Source organism: Methylocystis iwaonis (assembly GCF_027925385.1).
Classification (GTDB): domain Bacteria; phylum Pseudomonadota; class Alphaproteobacteria; order Rhizobiales; family Beijerinckiaceae; genus Methylocystis; species Methylocystis iwaonis.
The window spans coordinates 2,723,506-2,741,079 of record NZ_AP027142.1 but is presented as its reverse complement, the minus strand read 5'-3'; the positions used below and the strand labels follow the sequence as shown (position 1 = coordinate 2,741,079).

Sequence of the window (17,574 nt, the reverse complement as noted above, 5' to 3'; positions counted from 1 at the left end):
GGCGCCATCATTGCGGCGCCACCACCACGCCCCAGGGGAAGGAGCCGACCGGAATAGACTTCACCACTTTAAGGCTCGCCACGTCGATCACCGACACGTCGTTCGACACGCCATTCGCGGTGAGCAGATATTTTTCGTCCGGCGTGAAGGCGAGGTGCCAGACGCGCTGGCCGACGAGCAGATACTTTTCGATCTTCTTGGACTCAGCGTCGATTACCGCCACGCGGTTCGCGGGGCCCAGTGCGACAAAGGCGCGCTTGCCGTCCTTGGTGATCGAAATGCCGATCGGCTGGATCGCCTCCTTCGACATTCCGGGAATCTCGAAACTGATCTTCTGCTTCAATTCGCGCTTGTTGGGATCGATCACCGCCACCGTGCCGCCAACCTCCGACGACACCCAAAGCTCGGAGCCGTCCTTCTTGAATTCGGCGAAGCGCGGGCGGTTGTCGACGAGGATGTTGGCGACGATTTCCTTGGTCTGCGTATCGATCAGATGCGCCATATTCGTCGTCTCCGACGTATTGACGAGGAGCTTGCCGTCCGGGCTGACCGCCATGCCTTCCGGCTCGACGCCGACGGGAATGTCGCCCACCTGCTCCTTGCGTTTCACGTCGATAAGCGTGACGAGATTATCATTCTCGTTGGAGACGTAGATCATGTCGCCCTTGGGGCTGAGCACGAGCAGCTCCGGGTCCGGGCCGGAAGGGAGCTTGCCCGTGAGCTTTAAGGTTTTGGTGTCGAGCACCTGAATGGCGTCGTCGTCGCCGGCGCAGATGAAGAGCTCGGAACCGTCCTTGTTCAGCTCGATGCCGCGCGGGCGACGGCCGACTTTCACGGTCGCCGTCGCTTCCAGCTTCTCCGTGTCGATGACGGTGATGGAGTTGCCTTTTTCATTGCTGACGAACGCCGTGTAGGCGTGGGTTTGGGCGGGGAGGAGAACGCCGCAGAGGAGCGCCGCTCGCAGCAGCCCCCTCCCCAGCCCTCCCCCGCTTCGCGGGAGAGGGAGCAGATCGCGGTCTCCATAAAAAAAGCGGCTCTTGGGCGTGAGTGTTCCCTCTCCCGCGCAGCGGGGGAGGGGCAGGGAGGGGGCCTTCTTCATTTTAACCTGCACTTCGTTTCGGGCTGATCGAGCCCCAGCGTATCGAGTTCGCTCACCTGATGCAGGAAGCCTTCCTGCGGCGAGACGGAGACGGTGATGCGGCCGTCCGACAGCAGGATCGGCTGGCGCAATTGCTGGTTCCAGGGACGCAGCGTCTGACGCACGCCCTTGAAGGCGGCGATGGAGAAATCCTTGCCGAGCATAAACGCGCGCAGTCTGTCGGGCGCGTTGGAATTGGTGCGCGTCGCCGCTTCGCCGATCATGCGCATGGCGAGCCAGGCGGCGTTGTCGCGCGCGTTCATGAGACGGCGATAGGTCATCATGAAACGGTTCTGCAATTGCTGGGCGCCCCATTGTTCATGGGCGGGGTCCCAATTGGTGGGATAGAGGCCGGCCGAGCCCGCGACAGGGCGCGGGTCCCATGTGCGATAGGGGAGATAGCCCGCGAAAACCTCGCTCTCATCCACGGCGACAAGCGCGTCATAGGCGGGCGCATTCTGGGTCAGGACGGGCATTTGCCGTTGCGTCTGAACCGAGCCCGAGTCGCTGCGCCGCCCGCCGCCGGTGTCTTCATAGAGGCGCTCTTCGACGATCTTGGCGCCGAACTTCTTGGCCGCGCGGCGATAGGCCTGCGCGAGCAATTCATCATTGGCGTGCGAGCCCTTGATGAGCAGCCATTTGCGCCACTGTTTCCAGACGAGATATTGCGCGAGCCCGTCCGCCAGCATGGCGCGCGTCGGCGTGACATGCACGACATTGGCGCGGCAGTCTTCCTCGCGAAGCCGATCGTCGGGCGCCGACACGTTGAAGAGCAACGCGCCCTTCGTCTTGGCGCGCTCGCTCGCCGCAAGAAGACGATCGGGCGAGAGATCGGCAATGATGAGAAGCGCGCCCTTGTCGACGAGCGCGTCGATCGCCGCCGAGGCATCGGCGCCGTCGTCGAGCTTCTCGTCGATCGCTTCAAAGGTTTGATGCGTGAATTTGCCGGTGGTGTTGTTGTCGACCGCGCCCATCAGCGCGCCGGCGAGCGTGTCGTCGGCGGCGGGAATGTCGAGGATGGAGAGGGTCTCGCGCGAGTGCGGCTCGCGCAGCACGCCGACCTTGATATCGAGCGTCTCGGCGCGCGCGGGGGCGGCGGCGAGCATGAGGCAGAAAGCGGCGGCGAGGCGTTTCATGGCCTTCTACATGGCCGGATCGGCGGGAGGGATCAAGTTGTAAGAACGCGGTCCATCATTCGCGCCCTTGGTGTTCGCGCCCTTGGAGAATGCGAGGCAATCGGGAATCCGGAGCAAAGCCTGACACCTTTTCCGGTTGAACAGCTCGCATTGGGGAATGTCATTCCCGGCGGGCTGAAAGCCCGACCGGGAATCCAGAGCCACAAAAGCGCTGGTTCGGCTCTGGATTCCCGATCGCTCGCTTAAGCGAGCGTCGGGAATGACAGCCGGAAAGCCGGGATCAGCGGACGACGCGCAGCAGCGCCTTGCCTTGCTTGGATGCGAATTCCTTGTCGTCCAGCGTCCCTTCATTGTCGCCGTCGGCTTCCTTGAAGAGCTTGCCGACGACGGCCAGATATTCGTCCTTGCTCAGCGTGCCGTCATTGTCGGGGTCAGCCGCTTTGAATTCCTTTTTGGAGAGGCGGCCCTGAAGCTCCTTGGGCTCGATGGTGCCGTCATTGTCCTTGTCGAGCTTGGTGAAAAGCGCCTCGGCGGATTTGTTCGCCTCGTTCACGTCGACCGTGCCGTCGTTGTCCGTATCGAGCGAGGCGACCGGCGGGGCCTTTTTGGCCAGCGCGGGCGCGACCGGGGCGACGAGCAGCCCGGCAAGCGCCAGCGCACAGAACACAAACGTCTTTTTCATATCGATCTCCAAAGTTGGCGCCGAAGCAGCGCTAAAATAGGCGCCCGGGAGCCCGGGCGCCAGCGCCGCCGGTTAAAAGGAGATCTTCACGCCGCCAAAGAGGCCGAGCGGCGGTCCGAGCGAAACCATCTTCGGATTCGACAAGGGCAGGAAGGAAATCGCCGCCGTATCGTAGAAAACGCCGAAGCTGCGCGACCGCACATTGGCGACGTTTTCGATGAGCCCGTAGAATTGCAGATTCGGCGTCGCCTGCCAGGACGTGCGTAAATTGATCAGCGCATAGGGCGAGAGCGTGCCGAAGGCGTTGATTTCGTCCTCGCGCAGCCAGCCCCCCGTCGAATAGACGACATCGCCCCCGATTCGCCATTGCGGCGTCACGGCGTAATCCGCGCCCGCCTTCAGGCGGTGGCGCGGGATCGAGGACATGTTTGCGCCGGGCGTGATCATCACGCTGCCATTGCCGAAGGCCGCCGCCAGCGGATTGTTCGGCGCGCCGAGCAGGATCGTCGACTGGAAGGTGGCGTCGGTCAACGTATAGCTGAGCCAGGCGCTGAGCCTTTCGTCGGCGTAGCGCAGCGAGGCTTCGACGCCCTGGCGCAAGGTCGTCCCGGCGTTGGTGAAATAGCCGCGCCCGCCGACCTGGGTTGGGACGCTCAGAATGTCGTTGAAATTATAGGTGCGATAGAGCCCCGCGCTCCAGGTGAGCTCGCCGGGGAGATAATCCGCCGCCCACGGAATGATCGCAGGAAGCGCGACATTGCCGCGCAGGCCCGTCTCGATCGTATGCGACACCACTTGTTTCAGCGGCGGATCGGCGACAAGGAAATTGTCGATGAGACAGGGACGGTTCGGGTCGGCGCAGGCGAGCTCGAGCGGCGTCGGCGCGCGATTGGCCTCCGAATAGCTGGCGTAGGCCGAGACATTCGGCAGGATTTTATAGGTGAGGCCGGCAACAGGATTGATGCGCGTATAGACCCCCGAGCCGTTGATCTGCGTCCCGCGCATATCATAAAGCGAAATGCCGGCGCGATTGAAGCGCGCGCCCGCGGTCGCCGAGAGCTTGTCGGTGATGTCGAGCGTGTCGAGCGCATAGACGCCGAGATAGTCGTTCGAGGCGCGCACCGAAACGCTCGAAATGCTGCTCCCGGGTTCTTCCACGACCGGGCCGGTGATCCCGACGACGAGGTTCGGTTGAATGACGCCGAGCGTCTCATTCGCCGAAAAGGCCGTCCAGCCGTGATCATAGCTGACGCCGAAAGTGATCTTATTGTGGAAGCCGAAATAAATATCGTCGTTTGTGGCCTGGACGGTGCCGCCGATGGTGCGTGAGCGAGTCCAGGTGTTGTCGATCACGCCGAGCGATGCGGCGCCGCCGAAATAGTCGGGAAGCCGCGTGTCCTCGCCCTCGCCGTTGCACAGCGTTGCTTCGCCGCAGGAATTGAACTCGGTGGTGTTGCCGTCGACGCGCGCTTGATCGAAGGCGCGGAAGTGAACGTCGCCGAAAAGCTTCCAATGCTCGTTGGGCGCGATGTTGCCGTTGATGTCGTACATCGCCAGCGTGTTCTTATAGGTTTGCGGCGTCGTATAGGCTGCGCCCGGATCGATGTTCGTCAGCTCGACGGGCGCCGGGCCGCTGGCGCCAAAGCGGTTCTGCGCCACCGTGACATTGGCGTGGATTTCGCCGCTCTCGCCGCGATAGCCGACGTCGCCGTAAAGCCGCTTGACGTGCGAGCCGGAGAAATGGCGATAGCCGTTATCGCCCGCGGCCTCCATGGCGAGGTAGCTCGCAAAGGCTCCTTTTTGGACGCCATATTGCATCGAGGCCTGACGGCGCGCCCAGCTACCGGTGCGGGCGTCGAGTTCGAAGCCCTGATAGGTAAAGCCGTTCTTCATATCGACCGTGACCGCGCCGCCGATGGCGTTGAGGCCGAAGAGCGGGTTGCCGGTGACCACCGTTAGGCGGTCGATGGCGATATTCGGGATCAGGTCCCAGTTGACCGCGTCACCCCAGGCTTCGTTGACGCGAATGCCGTTCTGATAGACGGCGAGCCCCTGCGGCGTGCCGGAGATGGGCGAGGCGACAAAGCCGCGGAAGTCGATCTGCGGCTGGAAGGGATTGCCGGCGACGTCGCTGATGATCACGCCCGGCGCCTGGCGCTGAAGCGCGCCGGAGACGTCGAACTGGCGGGTCTGCGCCAGTTCCTTGGAGGAAAGCGTATAGGTCGCCGCCGGAACGGCGTATTTGATAACGACCGGGGAAGCCGCGGGCGTCGCCGAGATCGGGGCGGAAGAGACGCGTGTGGACTGGCCGGCGGCCGGGCGGCTCGGGGCGGTTTGCGCGGTCGCAGGACGCGCGGTCGAGCGCAGCGGTGCGCCGCCGACCTCGATCGTCGGCAAGGAGGTCTGCGCCAAGGCCCCGCCCGGCGCGAGCGCCACCGAGAGAGCGATGAAGGAAATCCGTCTATCCAAAACCATGGCCCCAGTCCGATTTTTGCGAGCATCTTTATTGGGCGGGTTTATATCTCTCAGCCTGCCGCGCCGTCCCGTCGCCAAGACAGTTTAGCGACAATATTCCCGACCTGTTGCGCCTTCGCTACAGGTTTGAAAAATAACGGTTTTACAGGGATGCAGTCCTGCTCTTTTCGGGAGAAAATCCCGGGCCTCTCGGGCCGAGCGGCTCAGCTCCGCGTCTTGTCGGCGGACGCTGCGTCGAGGGGCAATTCGGCGACGAGCCGGGCGCCGCCGTTCGAGCCGTTGTCGAGCCTGAGGGTTCCGCCAAGCGCGGTCACCCGCTCGCTCATGCCGCGCAGCCCGAGTCCGGCAGGCGTGAAAGCGGCCGGAAGCCCCGTCCCGTCGTCGCGGACTTCGACGCGTAGCCGCTGGCCGGCGCGCGCGATCGCGACGGCGATTCGGCTTGCGCCCGAATGTCTGAAGGCGTTGGTGAGCCCTTCCTGGACGACGCGATAGGCTGTGATCGCGGTCGTTTCGTCGAGCTTGGCCCGCGCGCCTTCGAGCGAGAGATCGATGGCGATTTCCGCCCGCGTCTCACGCCAGCCGCGCGCCAGCGCCTCGATGGCGTCGGCGAGGCCCATCTCTTCCAGGGCCGCTGGCCGCAATCTCCCTAAAATGCGCCGGTTCACCTGCTGCAAGGCGGCGATCTGGGCGTCGATCTTGGCGCAGTCTTCCGCCAGTCGCGCCGGGTCGGCGCCAGAGCTTTGCGCCTTGCGCGCCAGGGCGCCGACGCCGGCGCGCACGGTGAAGAGGAAAGGTCCGATCTCGTCGTGCAAGTCGCGCGCGATGGCGCGCCGCTCCTCGTCCTGCACATGGATCATGCGGCGCAGAAGCTGCCGGTTTTCCGAGTCGAGTCGCTGCAAAGTGGCGGCGAGGCTGTCGATGCGCTCGGCGATCATCACGAATTCGCGGGAGCCGTCGGTGGGAACGCGTATCGCATGATCGCCCTGTTCGAGCCGTTGCAACGCGTCCGAAAGTGCGCCGATCGGGGCGAGCGCGCGGGAAACAGCATAGGAGACGAGTGCGAAGGCGATCGCGGCGACGCCGGCCGCGCCGATCGCGAGCCAGACAATTTCCTCCCAGATCTCCGCGATTTCGTCTTGCGAGCTTGCCGCAATTTCGATTGTTCCAAGCGGCGTTGCGACGCGCGTCGGCGCGGGCGCGCGAAACACCAGCGCGCTGAACCAGTCGGGCGCGCGTTTTTCGGCCGCCGGGGTCGATGGCGCGTCGCCTTCCAGTATCACGCGCACATGGCGAAGGCGGCCCGCGTCTTCCATCAGTTCCGCGAGGACGGCGCGTGGATTCTGCGTCGTCGACAGTCGGGGCAGGGTGGCCTGGACGAGTTCGCGCGCGAGTCTGGTCGCGCCCTCGGCCTCGGCGCTGACGCGCGTTCCCGCATGGAGGATCAGAAGGCTTACGCCAAAGCCGAGGCCCGCGATGATGACGCCGCCGATCAGAAGCGAGAGCCGCGCGCGCAACGTCATTTTTCGTAACATGGCCGATTTCCTCCCGCTTTCTCGCCTGCGTCGGGACGAACGCAGGGAGCGGCGACTTTACGAAGGCGCCGCTTACGGTCAATCTTGACGCAGTTTCAAGGGAGGAAAGATGCGCGTTCTTATAGTCGACGACCATCCGATCATTGTCGCGGGCTGCTCAGCGATGCTCGCCGGGGAAGGCGACATAGAGGTCGTCGACGCCCGTGATGCGGAGAGCGGCCTTGCGGCCTTTATCGCCAACAAGCCCGATGTGACGGTTGTCGACATCGCCATGCCCGGCGTTTCGGGGCTCGAATTGACGCGGCGAATTTTGGAGATCGACGCGCAGGCGCGCATCGTCGTGTTCAGCATGAATGACGACCCGATCTTCGCCGCGCGGGCGATCGAGGCCGGCGCGAAGGGCTATGTCACGAAGAACGACGATCCCTTTCTGCTGCTGAAGGCCGTGCGCGAGGTGGCTGCTGGCGGGGTGTTTCTCATGCCGAAAATCGCCAATCAGCTCGCCTTTGCGAAAAACTCCGCCGCGGTCAGCCCGCTGTCGGCGCTCACGGCGCGGGAGCTGGAGATATTGCGCATGCTGGGCTCGGGCCTCGGCATGGCCGAAATCGCCGAGGCGACTCAGGTTTCCTACAAGACCGTCGCCAATAGCTGCTCGATCATGAAGCGCAAGCTCGGCGCCCGCACGCCGATGGAGCTGATGCGAATCGCGCTGGAGCAGAAGCTGGCGTGAGTTGGGCTTCCCCGGCGGGAAGGGGGAGAGGGGCAGGGCAATCGGGCGAATAGCAATCTCGCTTAGCGATCCCCCTACCTCCCCTTTACGGGGAGGTCGGCGGCCAAAGGCCGCCGGGTGGGGCTCGCGCCGCTAGGACCGTCGTTGGGGCTTTACCCCACCCGACCCCGCTTACGCGGGGCCACCTCCCCGTAAAGGGGAGGGATGGGCTCGCGCCCTGCGCTCTGAAAGGTGCTTACTTCGCGTCCGGATAAGGCTCCGGCGCCGAATAATTCGCCGGGACGGGCCCCGTCAGGCTTCCCAGGAAGGCCACGATGTCGGCGGCGTCCTTATCCGAAAGCGTCTTGTCGAGCTGCGTCTTGCCCATGATCTTCACGGCCTTGGTCAGATCGTCGACCGAGCCGTCGTGGAAATAAGGCGCGGTCTTCGCGACATTGCGCAGGCTCGCGACCTTGAAGACGTAGAGATCGTCGTCGTTTTTGGTGACGTCCGCGCGGCCCTTGTCGGGGTTCGTCGCGCCCGTTTCCTTCCAATAGTCTTCGGTCACGCCGAACTTCTGGAAGGAATTGCCGCCGAGACCCACGCCATTGTGGCATGTCGCGCAGCCGGTATCGATGAATTTGCGCAGGCCCGCCTGTTCCTGCGGCGACAGCGCCTTGGCGTCGCCTGACAGGAAGGCGTCGAATCTCGACGGCGTCAGCAACGTCCATTCGAAGGCGGCGACGGCGATGCCCCAATTGCGGGAGTTGATCGGGTCCTTGTCGTCGGGAAAGGCTTTTGCGAAAGCGTCCGAATAGGCGGGGATCGCCTTCAGCTTGCCCATTGCAGTCGCTTGGTCGGGATTGCCGAAGCTCGCCGGGCCGAGCAGCGATTTTTCCGCCTGCTCTTCGAGCGATTCGCGGTCGCCGCGCCAATGCTGCTTGAAATTCATCGCGGCGTTGAAGATAGACGGCGCGTTGCGGGGATTTTCCTTGCCGAACACGCCGACTGCCTTCGGAAGGCCATCGGTCGCCTGCTTATCCGGCAAATGGCAGTGAGAGCAGCTCACATTGCCGTCCATCGAGACGCGATTCTCGAAGAACAGCCGTCGACCAAGCTCGGCGCGGACAGCCTGCAGCGAATCCTTGGCGACCGGGACCGAAGGAAGCGGCTGGAACGACGCATGCGCGTCGTTGAGAAGCTTTTTCGTGTCGAGCGTTTCGGCGATCGCCGCCGTGGACAGGATGGCTGCCGTTGAAGCGATAAATAGCGCCGATTTGCGCATGACGGCCCTCAGAGACTTTGCAGTTTCAACGAATTGGGCAAAAAAATCGAGCCGAGTAAGAAACGCCGTCAACAGCGGCGTATATCCTACCGGCTCGCTTTTTTGTCGAGCGCATCGTCGCCGAAGCGACGATTCTCGCGAAATCTTAGATTTCAGCCGAAGAGTAGCTGGTGACTTCCATGCCGACGCAAACTTCGACGATCACAGGGGTGGTCCAGGCCATGTCGATATCCTCCGAATTGGAACTCTGACGGCTGCTTCCCGCTCTTGTTGGCCGTTTGATCGGCTGGGGCAGGTTCGAGCTCGGCGAGAGCATTATCATGATCGATGGGGCCGTGCAATTGACCTTATGGCCCCGCTTGCGGCAAGGCTGGCGCGGCGGCAGACCTCGCTCCTTATGTGTTCTGCAGAGATGTGACGCCCAAGCGTCTCGACATGGCGCGTGACGGCTGCTAGGTACAGCGCGCTTTCGAAACGGGCGCATGCAATCCGGCCGAAGGCCATCATTCAAAAGCCTCAGAGCCTTCCTCACGCTACTGGCGGCGAGAGAATCGCTCGGGCCCGCGCGGCGCCGGCCGCGCGGCTAAGGACAACAACCGCGACCAGCGGAACGGGGCAGGGAATCGGATGAGCAAGGCGACGCTCGACGGCAAAGCGATTGCGCTCGAAGACGCCTATAAAGAGGCGGCGCGCATATTGAGCCGCGCGAATTTTCCCCTCGTCGCAGGCCTCGGGGCGGACGTGCCCGGCGCCCGCGCGGCAATCCTTCTCGCCGAGCGGCTGCGCGGCGCCTTCGATCATCTGGCCTCAGGCGATCTGCTGGCCGATCTCGATGTGAAGCGGTCTTTTGGCATGTTCACCACCACGGCCAATGAGGCGCGGGTGCGCGCCGATGTCGTCGTGCTCGTCGGACCCGGCCTCACGAAACAATGGCCCGGCATGCTGGAGCGTCTCGCGCTCGATCAGGCGCCGCGCCACGGCTCGCACGCCGGGACGCCGCGCAAGGTCATCTGGCTCGGGCCGGACGCGAGCGAGGTTAACGCAATCGGCGGCGCGACGGTCATTCCGGCTAATTTGCAGGAAATCTCCGGCGCCCTCGGCGTCTGGCGCGCCCGCGTCGGCGGCCGCCCGGTCAATGCCGATCGGATCGACGCCGCCAAGCTCGAGCGGATCGACGCCCTTGCGCAGACCATGAAGAACGCCAAGTTCGGCTGCTTCGTCTGGGCCGCCTCCGCCGGCCTCGACGCCCTGACGATCGAGATGATGCAGGCGCTCGTCACCGACCTCAACGTCACGACGCGCTTCACCGGCGTGCATATCGGCGCCCGCGCCGGCGCGTCCGGCGTGACGCAAGCGGCGGGCTGGATGACGGGCTTCCCGCCGCGCACGGGCTTCGGCCGCGGCTATCCCGAGCACGATCCCTGGCGCTTCGAGGCGTCCCGTCTCGTCGATAGCGGCGAGGCCGACGCGGCGCTGTGGATTTCAGCTTTCGACGGCGAGGCGCCGTCCTGGTCGCGGGGCGATGTTCCGCTCGTCACCCTGGCCCCCGCCGGCGCTGCGCCGGCGCGCGGGCTTTACATCGAAGTCGGCCAGCCCGGCGTCACCCATGACGCCGTGCTCATGGCCCAGGAGACCGGCGGCCTGACGCTGCGCACGGCCACGGCGCCGTCCGACGCGCCGACGGTTGCTCACGTCATCGACGCCATCATGGCGAATGTTTCGGAGGTCGCGCCTTGCTGACAGTTTTGCGTGGCGGCCATGTCGTCGACCCGGCAACGGGCAAGGACGGCGTCGGCGACGTCTGGTTCGAAGACGGCCGCATCGTCGCGCCCCCGGCCGGCGGCAAGGCCGATCAGGAGATCGATTGCACGGGCCATATCGTCATGGCCGGCGCGATCGACATTCACTCGCACATTGCCGGCGGCAATGTGAACACAGCGCGCCTGCTGCTGCCCGAGCTGCATCGCGGCATTCGCGCGCGTCTCGCCAATACGCCGCTCTCGACCGCCAAATGGTCGACCTATGAGACCGGCCGGCTCTATGCGCAGATGGGCTTCACAACCGTCGTCGAGCCGGCGATGGCGCCGCATCACTCGCTGCAGACGCATTTCGAGCTCAACGACGTGCCGATCCTCGACAAGGGCGCGCTGACGGTTCTCGGCAATGACGACTTCCTGCTGCGTCAGATCCGCGCGGGCGAGCCCGAGAGCGCGATCAACGACTATGTCGCGACGACGGTCGCCGGCACGAAATCGCTCGGCCTCAAATGCATCAATCCGGGCGGCTGCGAGGCCTTCAAGGAAAATATGCGGGCCTATGGGCTGGACGATGAGGTGCCCTTCTACGGCCTCACCTCGCGCAAGATTTTCCAGTCGTTGCAGAAGGCGACGCAGGCGGTGGGCATCCACCATCCGCTGCATCTGCACATGAACAATCTGGGCATCGCCGGCAATATCCAGACCGCGCTCGACACGATCGACGCGGCGCAGGGCCTGCCGCTGCATCTCGCCCATATTCAGTTCTACGCCTATGGCAAGGAGGGCAATAATGCCTTCTCCTCCGCCGCCGCGACTTTCGCCGACAAGATCAACGCCAATCCGAACGTCACGGTCGACGTCGGCCAGGTGATGTTCTCGCAGACGGTGACGATCTCCTCCGACGTGCTGAAACAGTTCAACAGCATGCCGGGCGCGATCCCGAAGAAGGGCGCGATCTTCGACGGCGACGCCAATGGCGGCGGCATCGTGCCCTACAACTACAAGATCTCGAACTATTACAACGCCATCCAATGGGCGGCGGGTCTGGAGCTGTTCCTGCTCATCAAGAACCCCGAGCAGGTCTTCTTCACTACCGACCATCCGAACGGCGGCCCGTTCACCGCTTATCCGGAGCTGTTCGCGCTGTTGATGAGCGCGGAGCTGCGCGAGCAGGTGATGGCGCGCCTGCCCGCCGAGGCGCTGCAATTCACGACGCTGCCCTCGCTCAAGCGCGAATACACTTATTATGAGCTCGCGCAGATGAGCCGCTCGGGCGCCGCGAAGCTGTTCGGCTTCACCGATCGCGGCACGCTCGCGGCCGGCGCCGTCGCCGACGTCGCGGTCTATAAGGAGAGCCGCGACAAGGCCGGCATGTTCCGCCGCGCGGCTTACGTCTTCAAGGACGGCGACCTCGTGGTGAAGGACGGCGAGGTGTCGCATTACAAGCGCGGCAAGACGCTGCACATCAGCCCGCGCTTCGACAACAACATCAACAAGCGGCTCGATAGCTACTACGAGGAGCTTTACGGCCTGCCGCGCGGCATTTTCGACGTGCCGGACGCCGCTCTGCCGCACAAGGACGCCTTTGCGGAGGTCGCATGCAAGGAATAATTCGCAACGGCGTTCGCATCGACGAGAGTTTCGCCGAAGCCTTCCCGATGAGCGGGACGGGCATTCTCATCACCGGCCCCAACGCCAAATGGGCCATGATCGCCGCCAAGACCATGACGGGCTTTGCGACCTCGGTCATCGGCTGCGGCTGCGAGGCGGGCGTCGACTGCGAGGTTTCGCCCGACGAGACGCCGGACGGGCGCCCCGGCGTGCGCGCGCTGCTGTTCGCCATGTCCTCGAAGGACGCCGAAAAGCAGCTCGTCAACCGCCTCGGCCAATGCGTGCTGACCTGCCCCGGCTCGGCGGTCTATTCGACCGTCAAGGGCGAGTTCGAGATCAAGGTCGGCGACGCCGTGCGCCAGTTCGGCGACAAATGGCAGATGTCCAAGGCCATTGACGGGCGCCGCTTCTGGCGCATCCCGGTGATGGACGGCGAGTTCTTCTGCGAGTCGAAGGTCGGGCTGACGAAGAAATCCGTCGGCGGCGGCAATCTGCTCGTCATGGGAGCGGATTGGGAATCGACCATGCGCGCGACGGAAGCCGCCGTGGCCGCGATCGACGCCGTGCCGGATGTGATCCAGCCCTTTCCGGGCGGCATCGTTCGTTCGGGCTCCAAGGTCGGTTCGCAATATAAGGGCATGGGCGCCTCCACCAATGACGCCTATTGCCCGACCCTGCGCGGCGTAACCAAGAGCGCGCTCGATCCCGACGTCGGCTGCGTGCTCGAGATCGTCATCGACGGCCTGACCGACGCGGCGGTTTCCGCCGCCATGCGCGCCGGGTTGAAAGCGATCATCGAGATGGGCCCGGAGAAGGGCGCCAAGCGCGTCGGCGCCGGCAACTATGGCGGCAAGCTCGGCCCGTTCCACTATCATTTGAAGGATTTGCTGCCGTGAAGCCCTTCACCTTCACGCTCCGCCAGGAGCCGCCGCAGCGCGTCGACCTTTCGGCGCTCACGCCCGACCGCCTCGCCGGCAAGTCGCTCGCCGACATCGAGAAGATCGAGATCGGCACGACCCGCGCCTCGACCAAGGTCGGCGACGTGTTCAAGCTCGCCGAGGGCGATCTCAAGAATGTCCGCTACGAGGGCGGCTCGGCGCGGTTCGATCTGATCGGCGCGAAGCTCCTGCCGGACTTCGCCATTCACGTCGAGGGCGACGTCGGCCTGCAGCTCGGCCGACTGGCCAAGGGCGGCACGATCACGGTTTCGGGCAGCGCCGGGGCCTATGCGGCCTCGGGCAATGAGGGCGCCCATATCGAGATCAAGGGCGATGCGGGCGAACTGCTTGCTGCGCCGCTGGCGGGCGAACTCGCCGGCATGTCCGGCGGCCGCGTCGTGGTGCGCGGCAAGGCCGGCGCGCGGGCGGGCGACCGCCTCCGCCGCGGCATTTTGATCATCGAAGGCGACGCTGGCGAGGATTTGGGCTCGCGCCTCATCGCCGGCACCATCGTGGCGCTGGGCAAGACCACCGGCCGCGTCGGCTATCTCAACAAGCGTGGCTCGCTGGTTCTGGCCAAGCGCCCCGAGATTGGCCCGACCTATATCGACTGCGGCGCGCATGTCCTTACGTTTGCGCGGCTTTTCGCCCGCGGGCTGAAGGCGGACAGCGAGGCGGCGGCGGCGGTTCTGTCGGCCAAGCTGCAGCGCTACGGCGGCGATACGGCCGTCTATGGCAAGGGCGAAATCTTGACCCCCGCCTGACCGGCATTACCCTTGCTTAGAGTTGTGCGCCGCCGGATTCGGCGGCGCTCACGCAAGGGGTGTTGCCGATGAATTTCGTCGAACTCATCCTCACTGTCTGCACGCTCGCGCAGCCGAACGCCTGCGACGAGCGCCGGCTCATGCTCGAATCCGCCACGGGCTCGACGAGCAATTGCATGATGCAGGCTATGCCATACATCGCTCAATGGTCGGGCGATCATCCCAATGTGCAGGTCACCCGCTGGCGCTGCGTCACGCCCGGCGCCGAGGGAAACAAGATTTAGGAGAGAGACCGTCATTGCGAGCGAAGCGAAGCAATCCAGGGCCGCTCCCGCTATCCTGGGGCCGCTTCTCGCAATGACGGCGGGAGACTCCCATATGCCCTGATAGAGGCATGAGGGAGTCGCCCATGGTCGAGCCGCCGCCTTTCTCCGCGCCCTATGCGCCGCCGGACGAAGCCTTCGCCGCCGCCTTTCTGGCAGACCGTCCGGACGTGGGGCTGGGCGCGGCAATCGACTCGGAGGCGCTTGCGCTCGTTCGCGGCATGCGCGCCGAGCACAGCGCGCTCGGCGGCGTCGAGGACTTTCTCCATGAGTTCTCACTGTCGTCGCGCGAGGGCCTCGCCGTCATGGCCCTTGCCGAGTCGCTCCTGCGCGTGCCCGACGACGCCACCGCCGACCAACTCCTTGCCGACAAGCTCGCCGCAGGCGATTTCTCGCATCACGAATCCGCTTCCGATACGCTGCTCGTGCAGGCCTGCGCCTTTGCGCTAGGCTTTTCGGCGCGGCTCGTGGGCCCAGGAAAAGACGAGAGCGCCGAGCCGCGCGGTCTCGTCGCCGATCTCGCGCGCCGCCTTGGTCTCCCCACTTTGCGCATCGCCGCGCGGCAGGCGATGCGGCTCATGGGCGCGCATTTCGTTTTCGGCGAGACAATCGACGACGCGCTGTCGCGCGCGAAGGGGCGGCGGGAGAGATTTTCCTTCGACATGCTCGGCGAAGGCGCGCGCAGCGCCAAGGACGCGGAGCGCTATTTCGACGCTTATGCCAGCGCGATAGAGGCGATCGGCGCGCGCGCGGGCGATCGGATTTTGCCTGACCGCCCTGGAATATCCGTCAAGCTCTCAGCGCTGCATCCGCGTTACGAAGCCATCTCACGCGATCGCGTCCTAAAGGAATTGCCGCAACGCGTGCTCTCCCTCGCGCGTCTCGCCAAAGCGCGCGACCTTGCTTTCACTATCGACGCCGAAGAAGCGGACCGCCTCGAACTGTCGCTGGATGTGATTGCGCGCGTCGTCGCCGATCCCTCGCTCGCCGGCTGGAATGGTTTCGGCCTTGCCGTGCAGGCCTATCAAAAGCGCGCCGACGCGGTGATCGATTACATTGCAGCGCTGGCGGAGAGCTACGACCGCCGCTTCATGCTGCGCCTGGTGAAGGGCGCCTATTGGGACAGTGAGATCAAACGCGCGCAGGAGCGGGGCCTCGCCGATTATCCGGTCTTCACCCGCAAGGCGATGACCGATCTCAACTACGACGCGCTCGCCGCGGCGCTGCTCTCCCAGCCGCGCCTCTATCCGCAATTCGCCACTCATAACGCTCGCAGTGTCGCGGCGATTCTCGCGCGCGCCGGCGCGCGCAAGGATTACGAGTTCCAACGCCTGCACGGCATGGGCGACGCGCTTTATGCGGCGCTGGCGCAAATGAGCGACGCGCCGGTGCGTATTTACGCGCCTGTCGGCCCGCATCGCGATCTGCTGGCCTACCTTGTGCGGCGATTGATCGAGAATGGCGCCAATTCGTCTTTCGTCGCGCGCGCGGCCGATCCGCAGACGCCGGAAGCCGCGCTCGTCGAAGATCCGCATGAAAGGATTGGCGACGCCGCGCAGGCGCGCCATCCGCGCTTGCCCTTGCCAGCGCAAATTTATGAGCCGCTTCGCGCCAATTCGAAGGGCGTTGAATTCGGCGACAAAGCGGCGCTCGCTGCTTTGCTTGGGGAGCGCGACGCCGCTCCACCTCCGGCGCCAGCGCGGCCGAGCGCCGTTGGGAAAAATGCGGCTCGGGATGTCTTATCTCCCATCGACGGCGCTGTGGTCGGGCAAGTGACCGAGACGGACCCCGACGGCGCGCGCGCAATGATGGCCAATGCCGCGAGCGCATTTCCGCACTGGAATGCGACGCCCGTGGAGACGCGCGCGCAAAAACTGGAGCGCGCGGCGGATTTGATCGAGGCGCGGCGCGGCGCCTTCATCGCGCTCTTGCAGAGTGAAGCGGGGAAGACGCTCGACGACGCGCTCGCCGAAGTCCGCGAAGCGGCGGATATGTGCCGCTACTATGCTTCCGAGGCGCGGCGCCTCATCCACGAGGTCAGGCTTCCCGGTCCGACCGGGGAAGATAATCGCCTGCGCTACTCAGGACGCGGCGTTTTCGTCTGCATCTCGCCGTGGAACTTTCCTTTGGCGATCTTCACGGGGCAGGTTGTGGCGGCGCTCGTCACGGGCAACGCCGCAGTCGCCAAGCCTGCCGAGCAAACGCCGCTGATCGCAGCTTTGGCCGTCTCGCTTCTTCACGAGGCGGGCGTTCCGCGCGCGGCCCTACAATTAGCGCCAGGCGCCGGAGACGTCGGCGCGGCGCTTGTCGCCGACCCGCGCACAGCAGGCGTCGTCTTCACCGGCTCCGTGGAGGTCGCGCGCCATATCAACCAATCGCTCGCCGCCCGCGCGGGCGCCATTGCGCCGCTGATCGCCGAGACCGGCGGCGTCAATGCGATGATCGTCGACTCGACGGCGCTGATCGAGCAGGTGGTCGACGATGTTCTCGCTTCCGCGTTTCGTTCGGCGGGGCAGCGCTGCTCGGCGCTCAGATTGCTGTGCCTTCAGGAGGAGATCGCGCCCTCGGCAATCGAGACGCTCATTGGCGCGACAAAGGAATTGCGCATTGGCGATCCGCGCCGGCTCGGCGTGCATGTCGGCCCGGTGATCGACGCCGACGCGAAGGCAAAGCTCGATCGCTATCTCGCGCTTCAAAGGGAGGCCGGGCGCCTGCTTTACGCGGGCGAGGCGCCGACGCCCGGATACTATGTGGCGCCGTATATTGTGCGGCTCGATCGAGTAGCGGATTTGCGCGAGGAGGTCTTCGGTCCGGTTCTGCATGTCGCCACTTGGCGCGCGCGCGATTTCGATGCGCTGCTGCGCGAGATCGAGGCGAGCGGCTATGGGCTGACCTTCGGATTGGAGACGCGCATCGAGGAGCGCATTCGCGATGTGGCCACGCGGGCGCCGGCAGGAAACGTCTATGTGAACCGCAATATGATCGGCGCCGTCGTCGGCAGTCAGCCTTTTGGCGGTTTTGGTCTTTCTGGCACGGGGCCGAAGGCTGGCGGGCCGGAATATCTGCGCCGCTTCCTGCGGGAGACGACGGTGACGATCAATACGGCGTCCTTCGGCGGCGATGCGGGTCTGCTGTCACTCGAAGAGTGAATGCGAGCCTGAAGGCTCGCGGTCCGGGGCGCGGGCCTTCAGGGCCCGCATCCTCCGCGACAATTTGTTCTCACG

At 64.8% G+C, this 17,574-nt stretch carries 14 protein-coding genes; 7 read left to right on the top strand and 7 right to left on the bottom strand.

The window, feature by feature from the left end:
- Window positions 1-7 precede the first annotated feature (7 nt).
- The 5 genes from QMG84_RS13220 to QMG84_RS13200 form a co-directional block, all read right to left on the bottom strand.
- The gene (locus QMG84_RS13220) at window positions 8-1,099 is read right to left on the bottom strand and encodes a YVTN family beta-propeller repeat protein (protein WP_491562318.1); all 1,092 of its coding nucleotides are present in this window, start codon (window positions 1,097-1,099) and stop codon (window positions 8-10) included.
- Window positions 1,096-2,274, bottom strand: a complete 1,179-nt coding sequence (locus QMG84_RS13215; protein WP_281928440.1) for an ABC transporter substrate-binding protein — start codon at window positions 2,272-2,274, stop codon at window positions 1,096-1,098. The genes QMG84_RS13220 and QMG84_RS13215 overlap by 4 nt, the downstream gene beginning before the upstream one ends.
- A 280-nt stretch (window positions 2,275-2,554) precedes the next feature.
- The gene (gene lanM / locus QMG84_RS13210) at window positions 2,555-2,956 is read right to left on the bottom strand and encodes a lanmodulin LanM (RefSeq protein WP_281928438.1); all 402 of its coding nucleotides are present in this window, start codon (window positions 2,954-2,956) and stop codon (window positions 2,555-2,557) included.
- Window positions 2,957-3,028: 72 nt separating this feature from the next.
- Entirely contained in the window at window positions 3,029-5,431 is a 2,403-nt protein-coding gene (locus tag QMG84_RS13205; protein ID WP_281928437.1) for a TonB-dependent receptor, read from the bottom strand.
- Window positions 5,432-5,634: 203 nt separating this feature from the next.
- Window positions 5,635-6,963, bottom strand: coding sequence for an ATP-binding protein (locus QMG84_RS13200; RefSeq protein ID WP_281928436.1), 1,329 nt, complete (start codon window positions 6,961-6,963; stop codon window positions 5,635-5,637).
- Between the two features lie 109 nt (window positions 6,964-7,072).
- Here QMG84_RS13200 and QMG84_RS13195 point away from each other — a divergent pair, with 109 nt between their 5' ends.
- Window positions 7,073-7,693 (top strand): response regulator, encoded by a 621-nt coding sequence (locus tag QMG84_RS13195; protein WP_202073641.1) that lies wholly within the window; start codon window positions 7,073-7,075, stop codon window positions 7,691-7,693.
- Window positions 7,694-7,928: 235 nt separating this feature from the next.
- Here QMG84_RS13195 and QMG84_RS13190 read toward each other — a convergent pair whose 3' ends face one another.
- Both QMG84_RS13190 and pqqA read right to left on the bottom strand, forming a co-directional pair.
- Window positions 7,929-8,957 carry a cytochrome-c peroxidase gene (locus tag QMG84_RS13190; RefSeq protein WP_281928434.1) on the bottom strand — a complete coding sequence of 343 codons (1,029 nt, stop codon included), beginning with the start codon at window positions 8,955-8,957 and terminating at the stop codon, window positions 7,929-7,931.
- A gap of 145 nt (window positions 8,958-9,102) precedes the next feature.
- Window positions 9,103-9,180: a pyrroloquinoline quinone precursor peptide PqqA gene (gene pqqA / locus QMG84_RS21430; RefSeq protein WP_165052019.1), complete on the bottom strand. Its 78-nt coding sequence runs from the start codon at window positions 9,178-9,180 to the stop codon at window positions 9,103-9,105.
- Window positions 9,181-9,584: 404 nt separating this feature from the next.
- Between pqqA and QMG84_RS13185 the strand changes: the two genes are divergently transcribed.
- The 6 genes from QMG84_RS13185 (at window position 9,585) to putA (ending at window position 17,499) form a co-directional block, all read left to right on the top strand.
- On the top strand, window positions 9,585-10,697 hold the full coding sequence (locus QMG84_RS13185) for a molybdopterin-binding domain-containing protein (protein WP_281928432.1): 1,113 nt from the start codon (window positions 9,585-9,587) through the stop codon (window positions 10,695-10,697).
- Window positions 10,691-12,325 (top strand): formylmethanofuran dehydrogenase subunit A, encoded by a 1,635-nt coding sequence (locus QMG84_RS13180; protein WP_281928431.1) that lies wholly within the window; start codon window positions 10,691-10,693, stop codon window positions 12,323-12,325. The genes QMG84_RS13185 and QMG84_RS13180 overlap by 7 nt, the downstream gene beginning before the upstream one ends.
- Window positions 12,313-13,221 carry a formylmethanofuran--tetrahydromethanopterin N-formyltransferase gene (fhcD, locus tag QMG84_RS13175; RefSeq protein ID WP_281928429.1) on the top strand — a complete coding sequence of 303 codons (909 nt, stop codon included), beginning with the start codon at window positions 12,313-12,315 and terminating at the stop codon, window positions 13,219-13,221. The genes QMG84_RS13180 and fhcD overlap by 13 nt, the downstream gene beginning before the upstream one ends.
- Complete coding sequence (locus QMG84_RS13170; protein WP_281928427.1) at window positions 13,218-14,027, top strand: formylmethanofuran dehydrogenase subunit C; 810 nt, start codon at window positions 13,218-13,220, stop codon at window positions 14,025-14,027. The genes fhcD and QMG84_RS13170 overlap by 4 nt, the downstream gene beginning before the upstream one ends.
- A gap of 68 nt (window positions 14,028-14,095) precedes the next feature.
- Window positions 14,096-14,311, top strand: coding sequence for a hypothetical protein (locus QMG84_RS13165; RefSeq protein WP_281928426.1), 216 nt, complete (start codon window positions 14,096-14,098; stop codon window positions 14,309-14,311).
- Window positions 14,312-14,421: 110 nt separating this feature from the next.
- The gene (putA, locus tag QMG84_RS13160) at window positions 14,422-17,499 is read left to right on the top strand and encodes a bifunctional proline dehydrogenase/L-glutamate gamma-semialdehyde dehydrogenase PutA (protein WP_281928424.1); all 3,078 of its coding nucleotides are present in this window, start codon (window positions 14,422-14,424) and stop codon (window positions 17,497-17,499) included.
- The last annotated feature ends 75 nt before the right edge of the window (window positions 17,500-17,574 follow it).